This is a genomic window from Bacillus cereus group sp. BceL291 (genome assembly GCF_051776705.1).
GTDB lineage: Bacteria > Bacillota > Bacilli > Bacillales > Bacillaceae_G > Bacillus_A > Bacillus_A cereus.
This window is the reverse complement of sequence record NZ_JBPWAP010000015.1, coordinates 51,378-76,753: the sequence shown is the minus strand read 5'-3', so window position 1 is coordinate 76,753 and position 25,376 is coordinate 51,378. Positions and strand designations below refer to the sequence as shown.

Below are 25,376 nucleotides of genomic sequence, written 5' to 3'. Positions count from 1 at the left end.
TAATAAAAGAAATTTAGTTATCTCCACTATATGTAAATATAATATATCTTGAGATTCTCTAGATTACTACGTTACAATGATTTTATACATACATAAAGGAAGTGAATCTATGTCCATATTTACCCAATTCGTAAAAAGCATATACTCGCCTAAAGATATGGCGCTATTCCGTTTTCAAAAAATCGGTAAAACCATTTTGTATATTATGCTACTTTGCTTAATTACTACTATTCCAAGAACTTTTTTGTACGGTAGTTTTATCCAAGATGGTGTAAGCATGGTAAATCAAGTCATCGATAAAGATTTACCTGATTTTAAAATTGAAAATGGCGAACTAAAAGCCGATATTGATCAACCTATTGAAAAAGAAGAAGGAAATGCACTTTTCGTATTTGATCCAAATTCAACAGACCTAGAAAAATATCAAAATAAAACAGGTTTATTTGTTTTAAAAGATAAAGTAGTCTCTATGGGAAATGGTCAAATACAAACGTATTCTTATAACGATTTGTTAGGTGCATCTCTTGAGAAAAAAGATCTACAAGAATTTATTTCTTTATTCGATAATATTTATCCAATTTTATTATTTGTTATTGGATTCTTAGTGTACCTATTCCAATTATTCATCACTTTTGTAGGTGTGACTTTACTTGCGTTCATCGGTTCTGCTATGAGCGGTCAACGTAAACTATCCTATAAACAAGTTTGGACACTAACTGCATACAGCTACACAATCCCAACAATCTTCTTTATGATTATGGATGCATGTAAGATTGTCGTACCTGGATCAACATTCATCTATATCGCAGTTGTTTTAATTGTTCTGTACTTAACGATTAAAGAAGTTCCAAAACCGAAAGAAAAATAAGAACGAAAAAAAATGCCTAAATAGGCATTTTTTTTTTGGACAAGCATATATTCCTAGCAAAGGAGTGAAGAATATGAAGAGATTAGGTATATTCCTATTCGTGCTTGTTCTCGGTTATATATTTTATTACGATATAAAAATCGGTACTTTACCGATGTTAAGTTCATATAAAAAAACAACTGCTGCTCAAACGATTAAAAAAGAAAACACAGACAGTCAGCAGAATAAAGAGAACAAAACAGAAAAAGAAACGGATGTATCTTATAAAACAATTGAAGTAAAAACTGGTGAGACAGTTCTTTCTATTACAGAACAAATTAACAAGAAAAAAATTCCTTCCATAGAAAAAGTCATTGACGACTTTAAACAATTAAACAAAAGTACATCTGCTACAAAAATACAAATTGGAAAGTCTTATAAATTCCCCTTATATCAATAAGCTATCACTTAATCCTTGTCAATTACATAAAGGCGCTGATACAATAGTAAAAGTGAAACCGAGTACTTCGGTTTCTATAGCCCTATATCACGTATACTATCATTGATATGAGGGACTAAATAAGAAACTTCTTTTATAAGGAGAGCGATCTATTCGTGAATGAAATGACTCATCGTACAAAAACACGTCCAGTTAAAGTCGGTAATTTAACAATCGGCGGTAATAATGAATTAATTATACAAAGTATGACAACAACAAAAACACATGATGTTGAAGCAACAGTTGCTGAAATTAAGCGTTTAGAAGAAGCCGGCTGTCAAGTCGTCCGCGTTGCCGTTCCAGATGAACGCGCAGCAGATGCTATTGCTGATATAAAAAAACAAATCAACATTCCACTTGTTGCTGATATTCATTTTGATTATCGCCTTGCTTTAAAAGCAATTGAAGGCGGCATTGATAAAGTACGTATCAATCCAGGTAACATTGGTCGTCGCCATAAAGTAGAAGCTGTTGTAAATGCAGCAAAAGAGCGCGGTATTCCAATCCGTATTGGTGTAAACGCTGGTTCATTAGAGCGTCATATTTTAGAAAAGTACGGGTACCCAACTGCAGATGGTATGGTTGAGAGCGCGCTACATCATATTAAAATTTTAGAGGACCTAGATTTCCACGATATTATCGTATCTATGAAAGCCTCTGATGTTAACTTAGCAATTGAAGCATACGAGAAAGCTGCTCGTGCTTTTGATTATCCATTACATTTAGGTATTACAGAATCTGGAACATTGTTTGCCGGAACTGTAAAAAGTGCTGCTGGTCTTGGAGCAATCTTAAATAAAGGCATCGGAAATACACTACGTATTTCATTAAGTGCTGATCCAGTTGAAGAAGTAAAAGTTGCTCGTGAACTATTAAAATCATTCGGTCTTGCGTCTAACGCAGCAACACTTATCTCTTGTCCAACTTGTGGTCGTATTGAAATTGATTTAATTAGCATCGCTAACGAAGTGGAAGAATACATCTCTACACTTCAAGTACCAATTAAAGTTGCAGTACTTGGTTGCGCTGTAAATGGCCCTGGTGAAGCTCGTGAAGCTGATATCGGTATTGCCGGTGCACGTGGAGAGGGATTATTATTCCGTAAAGGGCAAGTCGTTCGTAAAGTACCAGAAGAAACAATGGTAGAAGAACTGAAAAAAGAAATCGACGTAATTGCTGCTGAAATGGCTGCTGAACGAGAAAAAGAAAAAGAGACACAAGAACAATAAAAAGAAGGTTGCCACAACATTTGTGAGCAACCTTCTTTTCTACGTAAAAAAGCTCGTCAGTTATATAACCGACGAGCTTTTACTTTGCACATTTTGGACAACGACCATATATTTCAAACTTATGCCCCGTTACTTCATAACCGGTAAAATCTTTATTCATAAAATCCATTGGACAGGAAGTAATCTCTTTCGTTCCCCCACAATCCAAACAAATAAAATGATGATGATGTTCCATAATAGAACAAGTAAAACGAAAATGTTTTTCACCATTTAATTCCGTTTGTTCTAAAACACCAATCTCAGCAAAAACTGTTAAGTTACGATAAATCGTATCAAAACTAAGCCCTGGATAATCGTCCTTCATATGCTCTAAAACGTCTTTCGCAGTTAAATAACGATTATGTGCTGCAAATAATCTGAGCATCTCTTCTCTTTTTCCAGTATGTTTGTATCCTTTTTCTTTCATTAGGCGTAAAGCTTCTGTTAGATTCATACCTATCCCTACTTTATGCAGTTTTTTTCTTCTTCCATAAAATCGCACCGATTAAAATAAGAACTGCTATCATAACAATTGTACCACCTGGCGCTAGATCAAGTTGATACGAAGCAAACATTCCACCAATTACTGCAATTTCACCAAATAAAATGGAAAAGAAAATTGTTTGTTTAAATCCTTTAGCAATACGAATACTTGCTGCAACTGGTAACGTCATTAATGATGATACAAGAAGAACCCCCACTACACGCATTGATACTGCAATGACAAGAGCAACTAATATAATGAAAATAAAGTGAATCCATTTCGCTCTTAAACCAGTTGATACTGCGTATTCCTCATCAAATGATAATAGAAACAGCTCTTTATATAATAAAATAATTGTCGCAACAACAACAATTGCTACAATCCCAATAATAATTAAATCTGTACTTGTTACAGCACTGACACTACCAAATAAATAACTAAATAAGTCTGTGTTAAATCCATTTGCAAGTGAAATGAAAATAACTCCAACCCCCATCCCTGCCGAAAGGATAATTGGAATTGCTAATTCTTGATAGTGCTTATATACAGTTCGTAACTTTTCGATTAGTAGCGCTCCACCAATCGAGAAAATCATCCCCATATATAAGGGGTTTAAAAACCCACCTGTAAAAATGGTTTTTTCAAGTAATAAACTTGCTGCAATACCCGATAACGTCACGTGACTTAATGCATCCGCAATAAGAGATAAACGACGAATAACAACAAACACACCAATTAACGGTGCAACAAGTCCAATTAAAATACCTGCGTATAAAGAATTACGTAAAAAGTCATATTGTAAAAAATCTTGTATCATTATATCCTCCCGTGATGCTCATGTTCGTGTTCTAAACGATGAACATGATGTCCATATAAGACGGACATTTCTGCATCTTCTAACTCTCGGAACTTCTCTACATTCCCATGGAAATGTAGATGTTGGTTTAGGCATGCAACATGTGTTACTTTTTCAGTAACAGCTCCCATATCATGAGTAACAAGAATTAATGTGATCCCGAGCCTTTTGTTTAAATCCTCTAATATTTCGTAAAAACTTTCCACATTTTTCACATCGATTCCAACAGTAGGCTCGTCCAAAATAAGCAATTCAGGATCACTAACGAGCGCACGAGCAATAAATACACGCTGTTGCTGTCCACCAGAAAGCTCTCCAATGTTACGACCTTGAAACTCACTCATCCCTACATCAGCAATTGCTTTTTCTACCTTTTTCTTATCCTCTTTTGTGAAAAAGCGAAAAAGCCCTTTTTTCGAAACAAGTCCCATTGACACAACTTCAGAAACAGTTGCTGGAAAACCAGAATTGAAACTATTTGCCTTTTGGGATACATAACCAACTTTGTTCCATTCCTTAAACTTCTTACTATCAACGCCAAACACGCGAATGCTTCCTTCTTTTGGCTTTAAAACACCTAATAAACACTTAAGTAAAGTTGATTTACCTGAACCATTCGGTCCCACTAAACCTAAAAAAGCTCCCTTCGGAACTTGCAAATTAATATTTTCTAACACATTCCGATCTTCGTATCGGAATGTTAAACCTTCAATTTCTAATATATTATTCATAGCATCTCACCTATTTTAATTCAGAATGATTCCGATTTATATCTATTTGAATTATAGTACAGCTTATTATAGTTGTAAACCAATCTGCCTAAAATATATCTATTTTTTCAAGAAACCTTACTATTATAACAAAAAGCAGAGAAAAATTCTCTGCTTTCGAAAAATATTCCTATAAACTTTTTAGTGAATAGCCGATTTAAACTTACCACCATTTGTCTCTTGCGTGCTCATAATCGTAACAAACGCATTTTCATCAATTTCATGCACAATTGATTTTAACTTCGTCACTTCTAGACGCGTTACAACTGCATAAATAACTTCTTTTTCTTTATCCGTGTAACCACCTTTCGCTACAAGCTTTGTAGTTCCACGGCCAAGACGATGCAAAATCGCGTTTGATACTTCCTCATATTGATCAGATACAATTAAAACCGCCTTCGTTTCATCTAGCCCTTGAATTACTGTATCGATCGTTTTAAATGCGATATAGTACGTCATAACAGAATACATCGCTTGTTCCACACCAAACACAAATGCTGCCCATGCAAAAATAAATAAGTTCACAAACATTACGAATTCACCAACAGAGAACGGTAATTTCTTCGTTAATAAAATCCCCATAATTTCAGTTCCATCTAGCGATCCACCATGACGAATTACAAGTCCTACACCAAGACCTAAAATAAGACCACCAAACACTGTCGCTAAAATAGGTTCTGTTGTAAATGGGGGTACCGCATGTAACGTTGACTCAATGAAAGCTAATGCTACAATACCAAATGTCGAAGATAACATAAATGTTTTTCCAATTTGCTTATAACCGGAATACATAAATGGGATATTGAGAACAACGACTAAAGTAGAAAAACTTAACCACCAAATGTTAGGAGTAAGATAATCTAATATAAGAGAAATACCAATAATTCCACCATCAATAATTTTATTTGGCATTAAAAATAGTTCAATTGCTACCGCCGCGCATGCTGCTCCAAAAATAATCATAACTAAACGATAAATGAGATGAATAACACTTTCTTTTCGATGTTGCTTTTGCTCCATAAGTCCTCCCTTTACTCTTTTTCTGTAGTTTTGTCCTTATATTATAACATACGCTTCTTTTCCTCATGAAAAAAGAAACTCCATACGAATATGTACAAGCTATATGCTCATATATTTCGATAGAAGAACGCGTGAAGGAGGATAATAAGATGAACCTCATTAAACAAATTGTTAATAAAAAATTAAATCATATTTCTACAAAAGAGTTATTAAAATATAGCAAAGAATATGAAGTTCCCATTACAGCCGCACAAGCTGATCAAATCGTTTTACTTATGAAGGGTAAAAATATTAATATTTACGATAACAACGAGCGACTAGAGCTCTTAAAACAAATCGCAAAAGTAACTTCCCCTGCCACTGCCCAACAAGTAAATACATTATTTCAGCAACTACTAAAATAAGGAGGGGATTTCCCCCTCCTTATTGCGCTTTAATTTTTTCAAGAAGCCCTTCATCAAAAGTGCCGTTTTTCAGCATTTCGATTTCCAATTTGTATGGTGGCTTCTTATCTTTTTTATCTTCCCCTACATACGGTGTTTCAAGAATTTTTGGTACATGCATTAACTGTGGATGATGTACAATGTGATGCAATGCTTTATACCCAATGTGACCAAATCCAATGTTTTCATGACGGTCTTTTCCTGCTCCGCGTACATTTTTACTATCATTAATATGAAGTACTTGTAAACGATCTATACCAACGATCTTATCAAATTCGTTTAATACGCCGTCAAAGTCATTTACAATATCATATCCTGCATCGTGCGTATGACATGTATCAAAGCATACAGATAGCTTTTCATTATATTTTACACCATCAATAATTTTTGCAATTTCTTCAAAGCTACGACCGCATTCTGTTCCTTTTCCTGCCATCGTCTCTAACGCAATGTTAACCGTCTGTTCTGGCGTTAATACTTCATTAAGCCCTTTAATAATTTGTTGAATACCAGCATCTGCTCCAGCACCAACGTGCGCTCCTGGGTGAAGAACAATTTGTTTCGCTACACCTAATGCCGATGTTCTTTCAATTTCCATGCGAAGAAAGTCTACGCCTAATTGGAATGTTTCTGGCTTCGTCGTATTCCCAACATTAATAATATACGGCGCATGGACGATAATTTCCTCAATTCCGTTCAGCTCCATATGTTTTCTTCCTGCTTCTATGTTCAATTCTTCAATTGGTTTTCTTCGTGTATTTTGCGGTGCACCTGTATAAATCATAAACGTTGTTGCACCGTATGAAACAGCCTCTTCACTTGCTGCTAATAACATTTTCTTACCACTCATGGAAACATGAGATCCAATCTTTAACATACAATCACCTCTTCAATATACAATAGATATAATGATAGCATAATTTGTAGAAATATGTAGTGAATTGTTTGTTCACAAAAGATGCACTACACAAATTTATATGACTATTTATACAGACTATACTTTTCATTTAAATTAGCTGGATTAAGTGAAACTTTAATCAATACTTTTCTATCCATATTGATTACACCTCCCACAAATAGCGGGATAAAAAAAAGATAAGGGAAACCCCTTATCTTTTTTTATTGCCATATTTTTTCTTCACTTTGTCACGTTCTGTTGCAAGTTTACGTTTATAGTTTGGTTTTACTTTTTTCGGTTTTTTAATAACTTTCGTTGCCATAACATCAAGTTCGTCATTTGGTTTTTTACGGCTCTTACGACGACGACGCTCACCTAAATCGGCCCACTCATCTCCGCGTAAATCTACATGCTTGAACTCAATATGACGTTGTTTTTCTAAACTATCTAACGCTTCTTCGTTTGCTGGATCATATATCGTCACTGCAATACCAGAATGCCCCGCACGTGCTGTTCTTCCAACGCGGTGAACGAAGAAATCTAAATCTGATGGTAGCTCATAGTTAATAACATGGCTAATCCCTTCAATATCAATACCACGTGCTGCTAAATCAGTCGCAACAATATATTGGAATTCAAGGTCACGAATTTGTTTCATCATTTTTTTACGATCACGTGGTGATAAATCCCCGTGAATTCGTCCAACTTTTAAGCCACGTTCCATTAATCCATCAGCAACTTGGTCTGCCATCTTTTTCGTATTCGTGAAAACAACTGCTAAATACGGTTTAAATTGAAGTAGCATTTTATGCACTAAATCAATTTTATTACGATGTTTAGAAGGCACTAAATAGTGTTCAATGTTTCCAGCTGCAACTTGTTTTGGATTGATATGAATATGCTCTGGATTCTCCATATACTTCTTCAGAAACGGTTTTAGTTTTTGAGGAATTGTTGCAGAGAAAACTAACATTTGCAAGTTTTTAGGCATGCGTGCTGCAATTTTATCTACATCATGAATGAATCCCATATCAAGCATTAAGTCTGCTTCATCGACAATAATCGTATTTGCTTTATGAACAAATAATGCTTGCTCTTCTACTAAATCTTTAATACGTCCTGGTGTTCCAACTACGATATGAGGTTGTTTTTTCAACTTTTCAATTGAGCGTTGTTTATCAGTTCCACCAATTAAACAACGTGCTGTAATCATTTGGTCTTCCGCACAAAACTTTGTTAATTTCACGATTTCTTCGTAAATTTGTTGTGCTAACTCACGAGTAGGCGCTGTAATAACAAGTTGTACTTCTTCACGACTTGCATTAATTCTGTTTAATGTAGGAAGTAAGTATGCATGTGTTTTCCCAGAACCTGTTTGGGATTGTCCAATTACACTTACACCTTTTTTCACGACCGGGAAAATTTTCTGCTGAATTCCTGTCGGCTCTGTAAAGCGTAGTTCACGAACTGCATCTATTAAAAATGGTTTAAAATCATACTGTGTAAAAGTTTGTTGTGTCATAAGTTACACCTTCTTTCTAAAATTTCTACTGCGCGCACAAATCAGTCAAGTCTACATTATATCGAAATCTACAAGTAAAATCCATCTTTAGTTTAGGTTTTCACTTCAAAAACTAACCTTCTTCCCTTTTATTGCATATTGTATGTGTATATACCTAACTGAAGAAAGGAGGATTTCTCACATGTTTCCGAAATCCCCTACAAGGCAAATGTATCCGAATCCAGGGCAACAACCTTATACACCATATCCAATTCCACAACTACCACCAATGGCACAAAAAAAGAAAGGTTTTCTTGCTAAGCTTTTTAAAAAACACGATCCAACCGAGCCTTTTATGCAAATGGTTCCACCTTACCGACAAATGGAAGGGCAACCGATGATGCATCAGCAACCACCACCGCCACAATATCAACAGCAATATCAGCAGCAATACCACCAACAATATCAGCAGCAACATCCACAATATCAACCATACATGCAGCAACACCCTGAGCAAATGATACCGCCTCAAATGTATGAATCAAATGAAACGCGCGGCGGCGCAACTACAGCTGCGGCAACAGCAAGCAGTGGCATCGGCAGTTTCTTTTCGAACTTAATTTCGAATCCCACTAATATGATAAACAACATCGAAAAAGTATCTCAAGTCGTTCAATCTGTAGGTCCTGTCGTCGAACAGTATGGTCCTATTATGCGTAGTCTACCAAGCATTGTTAAAATCCTCACCTCTGGAAAAAGTACGGAAGAAAATCAAACGGAAAATGTAACAGAGCCAGTTGAGGTAGAAAGTCCGCCTCCTGCACCTCAAAAAAAGAAACGAAAACGAAAGAAAATAGTGATTGAACCTGTAATAGAAAAAGAGTTACCGAAAGAACCAGTTCAACAAACAGCAACAAAACCAAAACTATATGTGTAACAATCCTTTGTTTTCTATCCACTCCTCCTTTATAATGTAAAAGACTATGCACAAAAGTATCCCTTGTTTAGAAGGAGAGGATTACTCATATGAAAATTGTTAAAATTTCCCCTCGTGGTTATTGCTACGGTGTTGTCGATGCAATGGTAATTGCACGTAATGCTGCATTAGATAAATCATTGCCGAGACCCATTTATATTTTAGGTATGATTGTTCACAATAAACATGTTACAGACGCTTTTGAAGAAGATGGAATCATCACATTAGACGGTCCAAGTCGCTTAGAAATTTTAGATAAAATTGATTCTGGTACTGTTATTTTCACAGCACACGGTGTTTCTCCAGAAGTTAAACAACGCGCAAAAGAAAAAGGTTTAACAACAATCGATGCCACTTGCCCAGATGTTACCAAGACGCATGACCTTATCGAAGCTAAGAAAGCGGAAGGGTATCATGTCATTTATATCGGTAAAAAAAATCATCCAGAGCCAGAAGGCGCAGTTGGTATTGCACCTGACATCGTTCACCTTATCGAAAGAGCCGATGATTTAAAAACATTAGAAATTCCAACAGATAAAATTTTAGTAACGAATCAAACAACGATGAGTCAATGGGATGTTCAACATTTAATGGAGGACATTCAAAAAAAATTCCCAACAGCAGAATTCCATAAAGAAATTTGTTTAGCTACTCAAGTTCGCCAAGAAGCTGTCGCTAAACAAGCTGATGTTGCAGACTTAACAATTGTTGTTGGTGATCCGAAAAGTAACAATTCAAATCGCTTAGCACAAGTATCACAAGAAATCGCGGGTACAAAAGCATATCGAGTTGCTGATGTAAGCGAAATTCAATTAGAGTGGCTACAAGGTGTAGAAAACGTAGCTGTTACAGCAGGTGCTTCTACTCCAACGCCAATTACGAAAGAAGTTATCGCTTTCTTAGAGCAATATGACCCAATGAATCCCGCTACATGGGAAAGAGTTCGAAAAGTACCGTTACAAAAAATATTACCTCGCGTGAAAGTGAAAAAAGAACAATAATAAAAACCGTTGCTTACATGAGCAACGGTTTTTATTTTTCTTATACAAATATAAATGGATCTGTATGTAACTGCGAAGCATGAATGTGTACATTGAGTTTCTTTGCATCCACTTTTTCTTGTAATTGCTTTTGTACACCTTGTTTCATTACTTTTTCAACATTATGTCCTGGGTCAACTATATTTAAACCGAGCATCATCGCATCATGAGCAACATGATAGTACATGTCACCAGTTACATATACATCTGCTCCTTTAAATTTCGCTTGGTTTATATATTTATTACCATCTCCACCAAGTACAGCTACTTTACGCACTTTATCATCTAACTTACCGACAACTCTTGCGCCCTTCACGTCTAATGATTGTTTCACATGTTCTGCAAATTGGCCAAGCGTCATTTCTTCTTGTAAGTATCCTATTTTTCCTAGGCCTAACGTTTCACCTTTATTATCAAGCGGATACACATCGTACGCTACTTCTTCATAAGGGTGCGCCGTTACCATTGCTTTAATCACTTTCCGCTGTAAGGAAGCTGGAATAATCGTTTCGATTCGCACTTCTTCTACACGTTCTAACTGTCCAGTTTCCCCGATATAAGGATTTGTCCCCTCTTGAGGTACAAATGTGCCTGTACCCTCGCTACTAAACGTACAGTGGCTATAATTGCCGATATGACCAGCACCTGCGTCTCCTAATGCTTTCCTTACTTCTTCTGCATGAGTGACTGGCACAAACACAACAACTTTTTTCATTTCTTCTGCATATGTCGGTGCCAAAACTTCTGTATTTTGCAATCCTAACGCCTCAGCAAGTAAATCGTTTACCCCGCCCTTAGCAACATCCACATTTGTATGCGCTGCATAGATTGCAATATCATTTTTAATACACTTTTCAATAATTTTCCCATACACCTTATCTGTATGAATCGCTTTTAACGGGTTAAAAATTAAAGGATGATGAGCAATAATGACATTTGCCCCTAATTGAATTGCTTCATCCACAACTTCTTCCGTTACATCTAGCGCAATCAATACGTGCTGCACGGGTTTATTAAGCGCTCCAATCTGCAGACCAATCTTATCTCCTTCCATCGCCAAATGCTTCGGATACATACTTTCAAATAAAGAAATAATTTCATGGCCATTTGGAATTTTACTCATGATAAAACCTCCCCTATCATTTTCATTTTCGCTTCTACTTCCCCACGCTTCGCTTTTGTTTCTTCAGAATCAGCCGCACGTTCTAACTGTTTTAAAATATTTTGGAAGTTTTTTAATTCTCCTTCCCATTTTTCTACGAAAGCTTCACTTTTTTCTGTTATTAAAAATGGTCCCATAAACAATTCAGCTTGTTTATTTTCAGAGTAAGGCGCTGCAACATTTCCGCGCTCCCCTACTAAAATTTCGTAAATTTTCCCATCTTCTTTTACGATTTTTTCATGGATAAGCTCCCAACCATTCTCAATAAACCATTCACGAATATGATGCGCTGCAATATTAGGCTGTAAAATTAAACGCGTTACACCTTCTAATTTTTCTTTACCACTTTCTAAAATGTCACGAATTAACGCTCCGCCCATTCCGGCAACCGTAATTACATCTACTTCTCCTGGTGCGATAACCGCTAATCCATTCCCTTTACGTACATCTACTTTATCTTGTAAACCACTTTCAGCTACAGTTGCTTGCGCAGAGCGAAATGGTCCATCTACAACCTCTCCTGCAACTGCTTTTGTAGCAATATTATTTATAATTGTATAACACGGTAAATACGCATGATCCGATCCAATATCAGCAACTGTAGATCCTACTGGTATTTCACGTACAACTTCTTCTAATCGTTTTGAAAGCTTTACTTCATTCATGTATTTCCATTACTCCTTCTCTTGTCAGTCTGTCTCCATGATAATGAATTTATAGTAGTTGTTGCAAGCCCATAACAACAATTCACCGCTCTATCATTCATCGTATTTTAGAAAATATAGAAAAACAAGCCCTTTGCATAAGCAAAAGGCTTGTCATACGGAACTTTATTTTTTCTTCGATAACCAATCAGCTACTTTAGCGGCTTGATCAGCTGGAACTATATTGGCAGGCATATTGCCTTTTCCTTTCGAAAGAATTTCTTTAATTTCATCCTTTGAAAGTTTCCCACCAATTTTTTGTAAGTTAGGTCCAACTGCCCCTTGTAACTGATCACCATGGCAGCTCGTACAGCTTTGCTTCACAATATCTTCTGGTTTTGATGCCGTTTGTGCTGGCTTCCCGCCATTTTTTGCATCAGCTAACTCTTTAGATTTATTTAGCCCCTGAAATGAAAATACAAACATAACGATAATACCCAATGCTGCAATAAGAGCGAACGGAATCAGCGGATTACGTTTCATATCTCTTCTCCCCCCTCTATACCCCTAAATAGTTAGATGATTCAGTCATTTATATTGTACTTGAAAACGCTCTATCAGAAAAGAGCAAACTACTACTTGTTAAAAATATTCCATAAATTCAGTTTATTGTTTTTTATTGTCATATCGCTTATTATTTCGATAATTATTAACGTTTCTCATCATATTTTTCGCTTTTCTACATATATTTTTGTATATAATAAACAAAATTAATCGAAAAATCGAAAAATGAGCATTTGCAAATCAAAAGACAATTCTGTAAAATAAATTACAAGAAATTGTAATCGTTGCCCATAGCTAAATTTTAACAAAAATTAACAAAATAAAAAAGTTTACTTCACAAAAGTGAAGTAAACTTAAAAAATAACCTATTCTAAGAAATCCTTAAGACGCTTACTACGGCTTGGATGTCTTAATTTGCGAAGTGCTTTTGCTTCAATTTGACGAATACGCTCTCTCGTTACGCCGAATACTTTCCCAACTTCTTCAAGCGTACGAGTTCGTCCATCATCTAAACCGAAACGAAGACGTAGAACATTTTCTTCACGATCTGTTAGTGTATCTAACACATCTTCTAATTGTTCTTTTAGCAATTCATAGGCTGCATGGTCCGCAGGCGATGTTGCTTCTTGGTCTTCAATAAAGTCACCTAAATGGGAGTCATCTTCTTCACCAATTGGTGTTTCAAGAGAAACTGGCTCCTGTGCAATTTTTAAGATTTCACGTACTTTTTCTGGAGCAAGATCCATTTCCTCACCAATCTCTTCAGGAGATGGTTCGCGACCTAAATCTTGTAATAATTGACGTTGTACACGAATTAACTTATTAATCGTTTCAACCATATGAACTGGAATACGAATTGTTCGCGCTTGGTCTGCAATGGCACGTGTAATAGCTTGGCGAATCCACCAAGTTGCATACGTACTAAATTTGAAACCTTTACGATAATCGAACTTTTCAACAGCTTTAATTAGACCCATATTACCTTCTTGAATTAAGTCTAAGAAAAGCATACCACGGCCTACATAGCGCTTTGCAATACTTACTACAAGACGTAAGTTTGCTTCTGCAAGACGACGTTTCGCTTCTTCATCGCCTTCTTCAATACGCGTTGCAAGTCGAATTTCTTCTTCTGCAGATAGTAAGTCTACACGACCAATTTCTTTTAAATACATACGAACAGGATCGTTGATTTTAACCCCAGGTGGTACACTTAAATCATTGAGGTCAAACTCTTCTTCTGTTTTTGTAATTTGGCGATTATTAGGGCCTTCTTCGTTGTCATTATCACCAACTAAATCAATGCCTTGTTCACCTAAATATTCATAGTATTCATCCATTTGATCGGATTCAATTTCAAATCCATTCATGCGTTCTGCAATCTCTTCATATGTAAGAACGCCACGTTTTTTTCCGAGCTCAGTGAGTTGTTCTTTCACTTGCTCAAGGGTCATTTCAGTTTCAATTTGTTTAGAACGAGCTGGTTTGTCAGCCATCTGTTCCCCTCCTTACGCGAGATACAAACATTCATTATACTAAAACTTTATCAAAAAAGCTATTTTCTCGCTTTTTGATTTTGTAAATATGCTACATAATATTTAGCAGCCTCTACAGGATCTGTTTTTTCCATTTGTTTCACTTTAAAGATAATTTCCATCTTTTCAAGTTTTTCCTGATGCCGTCTAAGCGTCTCCAAATGGCCTTGCAACACTTCTTCTGTGTATTCTGGATTAATAAATTCATCCGTCGAAATATCAGTGATAATATTTTTCAACTTTTCATCAGAGAGCCAACTTAAAAATGTTCCGACTGAAGGTTCATTTCCCTTTTCATAATATGCGTATAGTTCATATAAAATCCCTTTATGTTCTTCTGTATGAAAATCTTCTATATGGGATTCCATACGAACAGCTACTTCTGCACTTTGCAACATATGGTAAATAATTTCTCTTTCCGCTCTTTCAAAACCTGTTAACTTCGGTTTTGTTTGAACGACTTGAGACGGTTTAGCAACCTGCTTTATTTGTTTTTGCTGTACCTTTTGTTCTTTGCGATATTGGTGCAATTGGTTCAAAAGTGTTTCCATTGAATACGAAAATTCTTGCGATAATGACTTCAAATATGACTCTGCCTGCATCGCATCTTGTAACAACGATAACTCTTTTAAAACACTTTTCACATATTCTTCTTTGCCAGACTCATCTTGCAAATTTTTCCCTAAACGCAAATAATTTATTTTAAAACCAACAAAACTCACACTTGATTTCACAAGATTTTCAAAAGCAGTAGTCCCATATTGTTGCACATATTCATCAGGATCAAGCTTATCTGGCAAGGATGTGACTTTCACTTGGCAACCAACTTTTAGCAATAATTGCCCTGCTTTCATCGTCGCTTCTCGCCCTGCTTTATCACCATCATAGCAAAGAACAACAGTTTCAACGTTACGTCGCAGAAGTTTTGCTTGTTCTTCAGTTAAAGCTGTTCCCATTGTCGCAACAGCTTCTTCCACACCACTTTTTACCGCAGCTAGTACATCGGCATATCCTTCGAAAAGAACCACTTGCCCACGCTTTCTAATAAACGGTCTTGCTTGGTGGAAGTTATACAACAATTTACTTTTGTGAAAAATCGGTGTTTCAGGGCTATTTAAATATTTCGGAGTGTCATCTCCTAACGCCCTTCCACTAAACGCTATCACCTTACCTTGTAACGTATAGATCGGGAACATAACTCTTCCACGGAAGCGATCATAATGACTACCATCCTTCTCACTTCTTATTAGAAGGCCAGCTTGTTCCATACTAGACAGCGATAAACCTCTTTTTTGTAAAATTTTCGTCGCTGCATCCCAAGCAGGTGATGCATAACCAATTTCAAACTTCTCAATCATCTCTTTCGTAATACCACGGTTTAATAAATATGAAAGTGCTTCATTTCCCTCTTCCGTATTTACTAATAAATGATGATAATACTTTTTCAATAATTCATGAGCTTGTTGCATGATGACAGTGTCATCAGATATGTCTTCTTGTTGTCCTTGCCCTGATGTATACTCTGCAACCGCAATTCCATTTCTTTCGCCTAGCTTTTGAACAGCCTCGGTAAAAGCCAGTCCTTCCATTTTCATTAGAAAGGAAAATACATTTCCACCTTCTCCACATCCGAAGCAATGAAAAATTTGCTTATCAGATGAAACAGAGAATGAAGGAGAATTCTCACCATGAAATGGACAAAGGCCGAAATAGTTACGCCCCTGTTTTCTAAGTTGAACGTATTCACCAATGACTTCTACAATATCGGATGATGTCCGAATCTGTTCAACAACTTCTTCGGGAATTCTGTTCCCCATAACTCCATCTCCGTGTCGTATTTTGTATTCGATATAAATTAAAAAATTCCTTTATAATTCGACAATATTTTTCTAAACTTGTTAGAAAGTGTTGCCGATTACATTGTATAAACGATTTTGAACCTTTCCTATAGGCCCTTTATCTGCATAAATCGCATATACATACTTGCTATATAAAATTGTATACATTTGCTCATCTGTTACAAATGTATCTCTTAGAAACAATACATACACACCTTTTTATAAGAAGAGTAGCAAGCCACATATACTGTTTGATCTTGAGATTTGTAACTTTTTCATGTTGATCCATATAACGATTAACTCCATTTTGTTCAGTATCTACAAAGATCCAATTGCCTTGCTATTTCCTTAAAGGATGAGCATATGATGCGACAAACAAAATTCCGACATGAAATTCCGCTCCAACTTGCACAATTTCAGCCTTCACGGGATATACATCTACACCAACTAATATGTTGTTGATGCTTTGCATATTTCTGTATTCTACATCCCTTCTGTGAATCCTTCCATAATGTGCGTTTTCTTGTATAGATTTTGTCGATTTAACGTAATTACATGTCTTTTTCGTAAATCCTATCCCTAGTTTATTCTGAAAAATTAAAGTCTAAACGTAAAATATAGGTTTTTATCACAATTTTTTATTATAATATATTTTCTTCAACTACGCTACATATCCCTTTATTTTTTCATCTTACATTTCAGGATGACAAACTCACACCTTGAATATACTAAAAGACAAAGGAGTATAAGTATAACCATTACACTACAATCTATTACAAAATCCATAGGTACCATATTTCACACGAGCGAAAAAAGCACATTCACCTTTGGTAAATGTGCTAAAACATTTTTTGGTTTTGCACTGCATTCACAATAATATTTGCTGTTTCTTCAATCGCTTTATTCGATACATCGATTACTTGACAATTTATTTTACTAATTACTTCCTCAAAGTGATCAATTTCTTCTTGAATACGATTAATATTTGCATATGTTGCTCCATCACTTAATCCAAGTGATTTTAATCGTTCTTTTCGAATATGATTTAACTTATCTGGCGTAATTTTCAAACCGAAACATTTTTCTTTTGCCACTTGATATAGTTCTTCAGGTGGGTCAACTTCTGGCACGAGTGGTACATTCGCAACTTTCAAGCGTTTATTATGAGCTAAATATTGGGAAAGTGGTGTTTTTGATGTACGCGAAACACCAATCAACACGATATCCGCTTTTAAAATACCTCGTGCATCTCTGCCGTCATCATACTTCACAGCAAACTCAATCGCTTCAATCTTTTTAAAGTATTCTTCATCTAACCTACGGACAACGCCTGGCTCATATCTCGGCACTTGCCCCGTAATTTCTTCAATTTGATCAATAAGAGGGCCGATAATATCGTATGCCTCTACCCCTTCTTTTGCAGCCTCTGTTACTAAATATTTGCGCATATCAGGCTTAACTAACGTAAAACATATAAGTGCTTGATTACTCTTAGCAATCGAAATCACTTCTTTTAATGTCCCTGTATCTTCTACATACGGTACACGTCTAATATCAGGAGCAAACGGGAATTGCCCCATTGCTGCTCGAACAACCAAATCAGCCGTTTCTCCTACAGAGTCAGATACGACATATACGATTTTATTATCCATTACATTACCTCACTTTAAACAAATTACACTTATTCGTTATTTACTAAATTTACAAACGCACGTGTAATATTTGTTTTTGTAATTCGCCCAATCACTTCTAAACCTTGTTTCGTATCTTTTACAACTGGCATTGCATCAATCTGTCTTTCTATTAATTCCATCGCAATATCATATAAAGAATCCTCTCTACGACACATCGCAATGTTTGGCATCCTTGTCATGATAATATTAACCGGAAGAGAGGTTAAATCCTGCTTTCCTAAGCTCGCTCTTAATAAATCTTTACGAGACACAACACCAACTAATAGAGTCATCTGATCTACAACGAACAATGTACCAACGTCCTCTAAAAACATCGTACAAATTGCATCGTATACGGAAACATTTTTATCAATTACAACCGGTCTAGATTGATAATCTTGTACTTTAATTTTCTTAACAGCTTCAGATAATAGCTGCCCCCCAGTTTTACCCGTATAAAAATAACCTACGCGTGGACGTGCTTCTAAATAACCAGCCATCGTTAAAATTGCTAAGTCTGGTCTTAGCGTCGCACGTGTTAGACCCAATTGCGCTGCAATTGATTCCCCTGTAATAGGACCGTGATCTTTTACAATCTGAATGATATGTTCTTGCCGTTTATTCAGCTCTATGATAATCACCACCTTTAATGCACAACGAAAAAAGTTATACTATCTCTTAAATATTATATACTAAATATGCTATTCGAAAAAGAAAGTATGTAAAAAGGACCGTATACGGCCCAAAATTATATTTGAAACTTATCAAGTTGTTCTAAAAAACGTCTTGATTTCAAATAAATTCCGCAATATTCATCATAATATGTATTCAATACTAAACGCATTTGTTTTTTTGTGCTATCCTTTACCGATACATTTCCGAGCCTATGTAAATCGAAATGGAAGAAAAGACGTAATAATTTATGAACAGCTTCTCCTACCGGTATACGATACGGGTCTTGCTCCGCATGACGTGAGCACAGAAAACCGCCTTCCCTAACGGAGAAGGCGACAAAGTCTGTTTCTTGATGACAAATCGCACATGTATCAAAGTACGGGCGCATCCCTAATACCGGAAGCATTTTCGTTTGATAAATTAATGATAATACTTCTGGATCAACACCCTCACACATATAATGCAACGTTTGATATAACATTTCAAATAAATACGGATTATGTTTTTTATCTTCTGTTGCTTTATCAGTTAATTCAACAATAAATGATGCATAAGCAGTTAAAAATATATCCTCGCGAATTTCTTTCATAGTTGAAATAATCTCGCCTTGTTGCAATGTTCCAAGCCCAGATCCCATTTGAATAAGAAACTGGCCATGTGTCATTAATTGCGACACAGATGCTAATCGGCTTTTCGGTTTTTTTGCCCCTCTTGCCATTGCACTTACCTTACCAAGTTCTCTTGAGAATATTGTAACAATCTTGTTCGTTTCTCCGTAATCTGTCGTACGGATAACGATGCCCTCAACTTTTTGAAACATGTTCGTCACCATCCAAGGTTTGAACAAAACGGGTCAAGAAATTGGAGAGTCTAGATGCGCTAGCTCCTCTTCATGTTGATCCATCTCATCGTTTACGTCTTTTTCCATTTCTTTCAAAAGCAAGTACGTTTCAATGCTTCCTGTTTTGGAGAAAAACTTCCAGGTAAAATCTAGCATAAGAATCCACCTTTCTCAATAAGCGTAGCCTATAAACCAATTTCCTTTGTTGTTATTAAATTGACCCATTTTGTCCATTTTCATGTGAGAAAAATTTTTCCTAATTTATCAAAGTTCATAAAAACCAATAATCAGTGGATGAACCAACCATCCACTGATTACAGCTTGACTCTATTTTAGTACTCATCCTCGCGGAAACCTAGGTCACGAAGCTGAGACATTTTATTACGCCAATCTTTTTGCACTTTTACCCATACTTCTAAAAATACTTTAGAACCAAGTAGCGCTTCAATATCAAAACGAGCTCGCTTACCAACTTCTTTTAACATTTTCCCTTGTTTTCCGATGATGATTCCTTTTTGTGATGCACGTTCAACAACAATCGTTGCATTTATATAAACTGCCCCGCCCTCACGCTTTTGAATCGCATCGATAACAACAGCCACAGAATGCGGCACTTCTTCACGTGTTAAATGTAGTACTTTCTCACGAATAAGCTCTGCAATAATAAATCTCTCCGGATGATCCGTTACTTGATTATCTGGATAGTATTGTGGTCCTTCTGGTAAATACTTTTTAATTGTTCCAATTAAAGCGTCCACATTATTACCGTCTAACGCAGAAATTGGTACAATCTCTGCAAACTCATGTAGTTTACGATATTGATCAATTAACTCTAGTAATTGCTCTGGATGAAGTTGGTCAATTTTATTAATTACTAAAAATACTGGTTGTTTCGTTTCTTTTAACTTCTCGATGATGAATTCTTCACCACGACCAAAGCCTTCGACAGCATTAACCATAAACAGAACGATATCAACTTCTTTTAATGTCGTTTGCGCCATCTTCACCATGAAGTCGCCTAGTTTATGTTTAGGTTTATGTATTCCTGGTGTATCAATGAAAATAACTTGTGCATCATTTTCTGTATATACACCTTGAATTTTATTACGAGTCGTTTGTGGCTTATCACTCATAATAGCAATTTTCTGGCCGATAATACGATTTAAAAATGTAGATTTCCCAACATTCGGTCTGCCAATAATAGAGACAAAACCTGATTTATAACCTTTTCTATTCATGTAAATCCTCCGCTAAAAATGCTCCTGGTAACAATTCTCCGACTGTCGTCTCTTGAACGTCACCATGTAAATTTGTTAAGTATACTTTCGTATCCTGTTTACATAATTCTACCATAACTTGTCGACATGCTCCACAAGGAGGTACTGGGCGCTTTGTATCTGCTACAACCGCAATGGCTACAAATTCTTTATCTCCTTCAGAAACCGCCTTAAATAAAGCTGTTCTTTCAGCACAATTACATAAGCCATATGATGCATTCTCAACATTACATCCACGATATACTTTTCCATCGCGCGTTAATAGTGCTGCACCTACTTGAAATTTAGAATATGGTACGTACGCTTGTTTACGCGCTTCGATTGCTTCTAGAATTAATTGTTTACTATTCATATTCCCGCATCCTTCCTGTCCACAGCTATGAAGAGGTACACTCTCTCATTAAAGCCCCTTACGGCACTTCCAAAGCTTAATAAAAGCTTCGGAATGCAACTATACCATATACGGTAAAAAGATAATAGCACCAATTATAACAGCTATAATTGCAAACAATAAAACCGCTCCTGCCGCAACATCCTTTGCAATTTTTGCAAATGGATGAATATCGGCAGTCGCTAAATCTACTGTTTTTTCCACAGCCGTATTTACCATTTCTAAACTCATTACACTCCCTATTACAATAAGTAATATCATCCACTCTGTTCTCGTAATATGGAAATAAAAGCCGCAGCATATAACAATGACTGCGGCTAAATAATGGATTTTCATATTTCGCTCATGACGAAAACAAAAGAATATACCAGCTATAGCATATCCAAAACTATCTATAAGTTTTCCTTTTTTCATCGTCCTAATCCAAAAGCTTCTAAAATTTCTTTTTGTCTTCCGAACATTTCTTTTTCATCTTCTTCTGTCATGTGATCATAACCAAGTAAATGTAAAAAGCCATGTAATGCCAAAAATCCAAGTTCACGATCGAAAGAATGTCCGTACTCTTCAGCTTGCTCTTTCGCCCTTGGAATAGAGATAATAAGATCACCTAACATGCGTGGCATCTCTGCACCAACAATCTCCATTTCTCCTTCTCCCATTTCTTCCATCGCAAAGGATATTACATCTGTAGGTTGATCTTTATCTCGGTAATCACGATTAATTTCTCTAATGCGCTCATTATCTACAAATGTCACCGATACCTCCGCACCATCCTCGATATTTTCCATTTGAGCTGCTTTTTCTAACACTTCACGAATTAAACTCATATACGCTTCTTTTACTTCTTCTGTTTCATCAATAAAATCAATTAACAAACTCATTCTTTCTCCTTTTCTTCCGGAAGTTCCGGATATGTAATACGCGAATGGAAAATACCATTTAACGTTTCACACAACGTTTTTCCAACGATTTGTAGTTCCTTAAACGTCAAATCACATTCACTAAATTGACCGTCTTGTAGTCGATCTTTAATAATACTTTGCACCAAATTATTAATTTGTTCTGGCGTTGGGTGATTCATAGAACGTACCGCAGCTTCTACACTATCAGCAATACCAACAATTGCCGATTCTTTCGAAGTTGCTTTTGAACCTGGATAACGGAACATCTCTTCTGTATATTTTTCTTTATCTTCTTTAATAGCTTTATAATAAAAATATTTCAGTAACGTTGTACCGTGATGTTGCCCAGCGATATCAATAATTTCTTGTGGAATATGATATTCTTCGAGCATTCTTACTCCATCCGTTACGTGAGCAATTATAATATCTTTACTCGTTACAGGATCTAATTTATCATGCGGGTTTTCAATTCCCATTTGGTTTTCAATAAAAAATTGCGGTTGTACTGTTTTTCCTACATCATGATAATATGCCCCTACACGCGCTAATACACCATTTGCCCCGACTGCTTCACAAGCAGCCTCAGAAAGATTCGCTACCATTACACTATGATGATATGTCCCTGGCGCTTCTAACAAAATTCTGCGTAAAAGCGGATGATTTGGACTTGATAGTTCCATAAGCTTCATGCTTGATACGATTCCAAGTCCACTTTCTAAATATGGTAAAATCCCCATAGCCAAAACGGATGATATAATCCCTGAAAGTGAAGCCATTAATAATTGCGTACCAATTTCAAGAGGCGAAAAATTCCCATTACGTAATAATAAGAGCGCCGCCAATACGACTACATTTAATACAGAAACGAGTATACCAGCTTGTAAAATCATTGTACGACGATTTTTTTCTCGCAAGAAAATACTAACCGATAATGAACTTAACAATACGTAAATCCCTACACTATAATTTAATGTACTCGTTACTCCTTCATTAAACATAATACTTCCGCATACAGAAAAAATCATACTCGTTAAAAAGACAAATCGATCACCAATCATTAGTTTTACAAGTATTGTTCCCATCGCAACTGGGACAACATATGCAATCCCCGCGTATTCAAGTTTTTGAAACAAACTAATGATTTTCATTAAGACGATTGTGATAGACAAAATTGTAATATACGCTAAAACATACGGTCTATCTTCTCTTTTTCTCTTTAAAAATAATTCAAATTGTTTATGCATAAAGTATAGTAACACACCAATGAGTACCGCTAATCCAACATAAGGTTGAAAGCCGTTCCCTTTTTCTAACAAACCAACTAATTTCAACTGATTATACACATCACTTGAAATTGTTTCACCTTCTCTAACAAGAACTTGTCCTTGAAGAATATAAACAGGTGGAACTAAATCTTCCTCTGCTTTTCTTTTCTCTTTCGTTAAGATCGGGTCATAAAAATAGTTTGCTGAAATTGCATATCTTCCTAGCGCCTTAATTGACTCTTTTAAACCATTATCAACATTAACACTATTCATCTCACTTACATATCGTTCTTTCGCATCTTTCAATTCGTCCATTTTAATATGCTCAGTCATGATACTATTAATCGCTGTGACCGCAGCATCTTTCGCTAATACTAATTGGCTCGAATCTGCATTAATCAAACTTAGTAAGTTTGAATCAGATAATTCTTTCGTTAAGTCAGCGGGTAGTTTCTTTTTTAACTTCTCCACTTTCTCAGCATCAGTCATCTTTTTTTGATCATCCGGTCCAACAGCTTTAATCTCTTGCACCACTTCATCCACTTTAGCAAAGACGTCATTCACAATATCAACTTTGTTTTGTTTATACTCACTTTTATATGTATATTGATCTTCAACTTTTGTAGCGGCTTCTTTTTTCTTTTTATCCGTTGTAACTTTATCTTCAATTTTTATAGGAGAATGGATTGTCTTTTTCGCAATAGAATACATATTAACATCTAATTGCTCTGGTTTTACATTATTCATAAGCGCAAAAAACAGCACTGCTCCTAATACAACGTAAGAAATCCAACTTAGTTTTTTCGAATGTTGTAAATTACGAAACCACTTAGAAATTTCTTGAGATCTTGACATGATTTCAATACCTTCTCCTCTCCAGAAATAAAGTGAAACTATTTATAGCTTTCATTTCTTCTACCAAACGATACTTTGAGGCAACATTTTATACACTAGTACCTATAGTTTATTTTCCTTATCTTTCATGATAGTAAAAAATATGACGTTCGCCAACCTTATCATACAAAAAGAAATGATCCTGACAAATAGGATCATTCCATTTTATCATATGCCTCAATAATACGTTGCACCAATGGATGTCTCACAACGTCCGTTTGTTCTAATGTAATAAATGACAGACCTGATACACCAGATAAAATATTAGCAGCTATAGATAGTCCTGATTTTACCCCTTTTGGCAAGTCTACTTGTGAAGGATCCCCTGTAATAACCATTTTAGAACTAAAACCTAATCTTGTTAAAAACATTTTTATTTGAGCACCCGTTGTATTTTGAGCCTCATCTAAAATAACAAATGAATCATCAAGCGTACGCCCCCTCATATAAGCAAGCGGCGCGATTTCAATTACTCCTCGCTCCATCATACGCTGCGTATATTCTTGTCCAAGAATATCATGTAAGGCATCATATAATGGGCGTAAGTATGGATCTACCTTCTCTTTCAAATCCCCTGGTAAAAAACCTAAATTTTCTCCAGCTTCTACAGCAGGTCTTGTTAAAATAATTTTCTTTACATACCCTTGTTTTAAAGCCCTCACAGCCATTACTACAGCTAAGTATGTTTTTCCAGTTCCTGCAGGCCCTATCCCAAAGACAATATCATTCTTCTTCATCGCATGAATATATCGTCTTTGCCCCATTGTTTTTACACGAATGGATTTACCTTTTGCAGTCTTGAAAATTTCTTCTTCATATAACTCTTCAAATTGAGCAATTTTCCCTTGTTGTGCAAGCTGAATTGCATACGCAACATCTCTCTCTGAAATTGATATACTTTTACGAATTACAACAAGTAATTGCTGTAAGATTTTTTCTACGAGTGTCACCGTTTCAACTGCCCCAGATACATGAACAGTTTCTCCTCTAGTTACGATCGATACATTCAGTTCTCGTTCAATTACTTTTAAATGTGCATCATTGACTCCAAAAAGAGCGATTGCTTCGTTAGTATTTTCCAATTGTTGGTTCATTTCTACTAATTGTTCTGCCATT

General features: G+C 35.9%; 28 protein-coding genes. 6 read left to right on the top strand and 22 right to left on the bottom strand.

Annotated features, from left to right (window positions below):
* Positions 1 to 109: 109 nt before the first annotated feature.
* The 3 genes from yqgB to ispG all read left to right on the top strand — a co-directional run bounded on the left by yqgB (position 110) and on the right by ispG (position 2,575).
* Positions 110 to 868 carry a protein YqgB gene (gene yqgB / locus ACS2CR_RS12555; RefSeq protein ID WP_000021899.1) on the top strand — a complete coding sequence of 253 codons (759 nt, stop codon included), beginning with the start codon at positions 110 to 112 and terminating at the stop codon, positions 866 to 868.
* Positions 869 to 941: 73 nt separating this feature from the next.
* The gene (yqfZ, locus tag ACS2CR_RS12550; RefSeq protein WP_000825416.1) at positions 942 to 1,307 is read left to right on the top strand and encodes a protein YqfZ; all 366 of its coding nucleotides are present in this window, start codon (positions 942 to 944) and stop codon (positions 1,305 to 1,307) included.
* A 164-nt stretch (positions 1,308 to 1,471) separates the two neighbouring features.
* Entirely contained in the window at positions 1,472 to 2,575 is a 1,104-nt protein-coding gene (ispG, locus tag ACS2CR_RS12545) for a flavodoxin-dependent (E)-4-hydroxy-3-methylbut-2-enyl-diphosphate synthase (protein WP_153577907.1), read from the top strand.
* A gap of 79 nt (positions 2,576 to 2,654) precedes the next feature.
* On the opposite strand, the gene ACS2CR_RS12540 is transcribed toward ispG, so the two are convergent.
* The 4 genes from ACS2CR_RS12540 to ACS2CR_RS12525 form a co-directional block, all read right to left on the bottom strand.
* Entirely contained in the window at positions 2,655 to 3,068 is a 414-nt protein-coding gene (locus ACS2CR_RS12540; RefSeq protein WP_001054516.1) for a Fur family transcriptional regulator, read from the bottom strand.
* Positions 3,069 to 3,081: 13 nt separating this feature from the next.
* Positions 3,082 to 3,915 carry a metal ABC transporter permease gene (locus tag ACS2CR_RS12535; RefSeq protein WP_000613815.1) on the bottom strand — a complete coding sequence of 278 codons (834 nt, stop codon included), beginning with the start codon at positions 3,913 to 3,915 and terminating at the stop codon, positions 3,082 to 3,084.
* Positions 3,915 to 4,685: a metal ABC transporter ATP-binding protein gene (locus tag ACS2CR_RS12530; RefSeq protein WP_001059662.1), complete on the bottom strand. Its 771-nt coding sequence runs from the start codon at positions 4,683 to 4,685 to the stop codon at positions 3,915 to 3,917. Before ACS2CR_RS12530 ends, ACS2CR_RS12535 begins: the two co-directional genes overlap by 1 nt.
* Positions 4,686 to 4,865: 180 nt before the next feature.
* On the bottom strand, positions 4,866 to 5,744 hold the full coding sequence (locus tag ACS2CR_RS12525) for a YitT family protein (RefSeq protein ID WP_000435963.1): 879 nt from the start codon (positions 5,742 to 5,744) through the stop codon (positions 4,866 to 4,868).
* A gap of 149 nt (positions 5,745 to 5,893) precedes the next feature.
* Here ACS2CR_RS12525 and ACS2CR_RS12520 point away from each other — a divergent pair, with 149 nt between their 5' ends.
* Positions 5,894 to 6,148 (top strand): DUF2624 domain-containing protein, encoded by a 255-nt coding sequence (locus tag ACS2CR_RS12520; protein ID WP_001048954.1) that lies wholly within the window; start codon positions 5,894 to 5,896, stop codon positions 6,146 to 6,148.
* Positions 6,149 to 6,167: 19 nt separating this feature from the next.
* On the opposite strand, the gene ACS2CR_RS12515 is transcribed toward ACS2CR_RS12520, so the two are convergent.
* Positions 6,168 to 7,064: a deoxyribonuclease IV gene (locus ACS2CR_RS12515; RefSeq protein WP_000912460.1), complete on the bottom strand. Its 897-nt coding sequence runs from the start codon at positions 7,062 to 7,064 to the stop codon at positions 6,168 to 6,170.
* 232 nt (positions 7,065 to 7,296) lie between these two features.
* Positions 7,297 to 8,607: a DEAD/DEAH box helicase gene (locus ACS2CR_RS12510; RefSeq protein ID WP_000194015.1), complete on the bottom strand. Its 1,311-nt coding sequence runs from the start codon at positions 8,605 to 8,607 to the stop codon at positions 7,297 to 7,299.
* A 181-nt stretch (positions 8,608 to 8,788) separates the two neighbouring features.
* Here ACS2CR_RS12510 and vrrA point away from each other — a divergent pair, with 181 nt between their 5' ends.
* Both vrrA and ACS2CR_RS12500 read left to right on the top strand, forming a co-directional pair.
* Entirely contained in the window at positions 8,789 to 9,523 is a 735-nt protein-coding gene (gene vrrA, locus ACS2CR_RS12505) for a VrrA/YqfQ family protein (RefSeq protein ID WP_000484170.1), read from the top strand.
* Between the two features lie 89 nt (positions 9,524 to 9,612).
* The gene (locus ACS2CR_RS12500) at positions 9,613 to 10,563 is read left to right on the top strand and encodes a 4-hydroxy-3-methylbut-2-enyl diphosphate reductase (protein WP_000706659.1); all 951 of its coding nucleotides are present in this window, start codon (positions 9,613 to 9,615) and stop codon (positions 10,561 to 10,563) included.
* Between the two features lie 40 nt (positions 10,564 to 10,603).
* Here ACS2CR_RS12500 and ACS2CR_RS12495 read toward each other — a convergent pair whose 3' ends face one another.
* The 16 genes from ACS2CR_RS12495 to ACS2CR_RS12420 all read right to left on the bottom strand — a co-directional run bounded on the left by ACS2CR_RS12495 (position 10,604) and on the right by ACS2CR_RS12420 (position 25,375).
* Positions 10,604 to 11,725 carry a Nif3-like dinuclear metal center hexameric protein gene (locus ACS2CR_RS12495; RefSeq protein ID WP_000036233.1) on the bottom strand — a complete coding sequence of 374 codons (1,122 nt, stop codon included), beginning with the start codon at positions 11,723 to 11,725 and terminating at the stop codon, positions 10,604 to 10,606.
* The gene (locus ACS2CR_RS12490; RefSeq protein ID WP_001006542.1) at positions 11,722 to 12,429 is read right to left on the bottom strand and encodes a tRNA (adenine(22)-N(1))-methyltransferase; all 708 of its coding nucleotides are present in this window, start codon (positions 12,427 to 12,429) and stop codon (positions 11,722 to 11,724) included. Before ACS2CR_RS12490 ends, ACS2CR_RS12495 begins: the two co-directional genes overlap by 4 nt.
* 165 nt (positions 12,430 to 12,594) lie before the next feature.
* Positions 12,595 to 12,951 carry a cytochrome c550 gene (gene cccA / locus ACS2CR_RS12485; RefSeq protein ID WP_000828141.1) on the bottom strand — a complete coding sequence of 119 codons (357 nt, stop codon included), beginning with the start codon at positions 12,949 to 12,951 and terminating at the stop codon, positions 12,595 to 12,597.
* A 386-nt stretch (positions 12,952 to 13,337) separates the two neighbouring features.
* Entirely contained in the window at positions 13,338 to 14,465 is a 1,128-nt protein-coding gene (gene rpoD, locus ACS2CR_RS12480) for an RNA polymerase sigma factor RpoD (RefSeq protein WP_000764066.1), read from the bottom strand.
* Positions 14,466 to 14,524: 59 nt separating this feature from the next.
* Positions 14,525 to 16,321 carry a DNA primase gene (gene dnaG / locus ACS2CR_RS12475; protein ID WP_000528221.1) on the bottom strand — a complete coding sequence of 599 codons (1,797 nt, stop codon included), beginning with the start codon at positions 16,319 to 16,321 and terminating at the stop codon, positions 14,525 to 14,527.
* A gap of 81 nt (positions 16,322 to 16,402) precedes the next feature.
* On the bottom strand, positions 16,403 to 16,546 hold the full coding sequence (locus tag ACS2CR_RS12470) for a hypothetical protein (protein ID WP_000479733.1): 144 nt from the start codon (positions 16,544 to 16,546) through the stop codon (positions 16,403 to 16,405).
* A 635-nt stretch (positions 16,547 to 17,181) separates the two neighbouring features.
* On the bottom strand, positions 17,182 to 17,994 hold the full coding sequence (locus ACS2CR_RS12465; protein WP_000368936.1) for a pyruvate, water dikinase regulatory protein: 813 nt from the start codon (positions 17,992 to 17,994) through the stop codon (positions 17,182 to 17,184).
* 29 nt (positions 17,995 to 18,023) lie between these two features.
* Complete coding sequence (locus ACS2CR_RS12460; RefSeq protein ID WP_000583756.1) at positions 18,024 to 18,656, bottom strand: helix-turn-helix transcriptional regulator; 633 nt, start codon at positions 18,654 to 18,656, stop codon at positions 18,024 to 18,026.
* Between the two features lie 107 nt (positions 18,657 to 18,763).
* The gene (gene recO / locus ACS2CR_RS12455; protein ID WP_000487013.1) at positions 18,764 to 19,510 is read right to left on the bottom strand and encodes a DNA repair protein RecO; all 747 of its coding nucleotides are present in this window, start codon (positions 19,508 to 19,510) and stop codon (positions 18,764 to 18,766) included.
* Positions 19,511 to 19,543: 33 nt separating this feature from the next.
* The gene (locus ACS2CR_RS12450) at positions 19,544 to 19,687 is read right to left on the bottom strand and encodes a YqzL family protein (RefSeq protein ID WP_000883924.1); all 144 of its coding nucleotides are present in this window, start codon (positions 19,685 to 19,687) and stop codon (positions 19,544 to 19,546) included.
* 176 nt (positions 19,688 to 19,863) lie between these two features.
* Positions 19,864 to 20,769, bottom strand: a complete 906-nt coding sequence (era, locus tag ACS2CR_RS12445; RefSeq protein ID WP_001080229.1) for a GTPase Era — start codon at positions 20,767 to 20,769, stop codon at positions 19,864 to 19,866.
* A complete protein-coding gene (locus ACS2CR_RS12440) occupies positions 20,762 to 21,160 on the bottom strand; it encodes a cytidine deaminase (RefSeq protein WP_001086282.1) in 399 nt (132 codons plus the stop codon). The genes era and ACS2CR_RS12440 overlap by 8 nt, the downstream gene beginning before the upstream one ends.
* Positions 21,161 to 21,259: 99 nt before the next feature.
* A complete protein-coding gene (locus ACS2CR_RS12435; protein WP_000715469.1) occupies positions 21,260 to 21,613 on the bottom strand; it encodes a diacylglycerol kinase family protein in 354 nt (117 codons plus the stop codon).
* Entirely contained in the window at positions 21,610 to 22,080 is a 471-nt protein-coding gene (ybeY, locus tag ACS2CR_RS12430; protein WP_000054679.1) for an rRNA maturation RNase YbeY, read from the bottom strand. Before ybeY ends, ACS2CR_RS12435 begins: the two co-directional genes overlap by 4 nt.
* The gene (locus tag ACS2CR_RS12425; protein WP_000091514.1) at positions 22,077 to 24,221 is read right to left on the bottom strand and encodes an HD family phosphohydrolase; all 2,145 of its coding nucleotides are present in this window, start codon (positions 24,219 to 24,221) and stop codon (positions 22,077 to 22,079) included. The genes ybeY and ACS2CR_RS12425 overlap by 4 nt, the downstream gene beginning before the upstream one ends.
* A gap of 194 nt (positions 24,222 to 24,415) precedes the next feature.
* Entirely contained in the window at positions 24,416 to 25,375 is a 960-nt protein-coding gene (locus ACS2CR_RS12420; RefSeq protein ID WP_000840520.1) for a PhoH family protein, read from the bottom strand.
* Position 25,376: the final 1 nt, after the last annotated feature.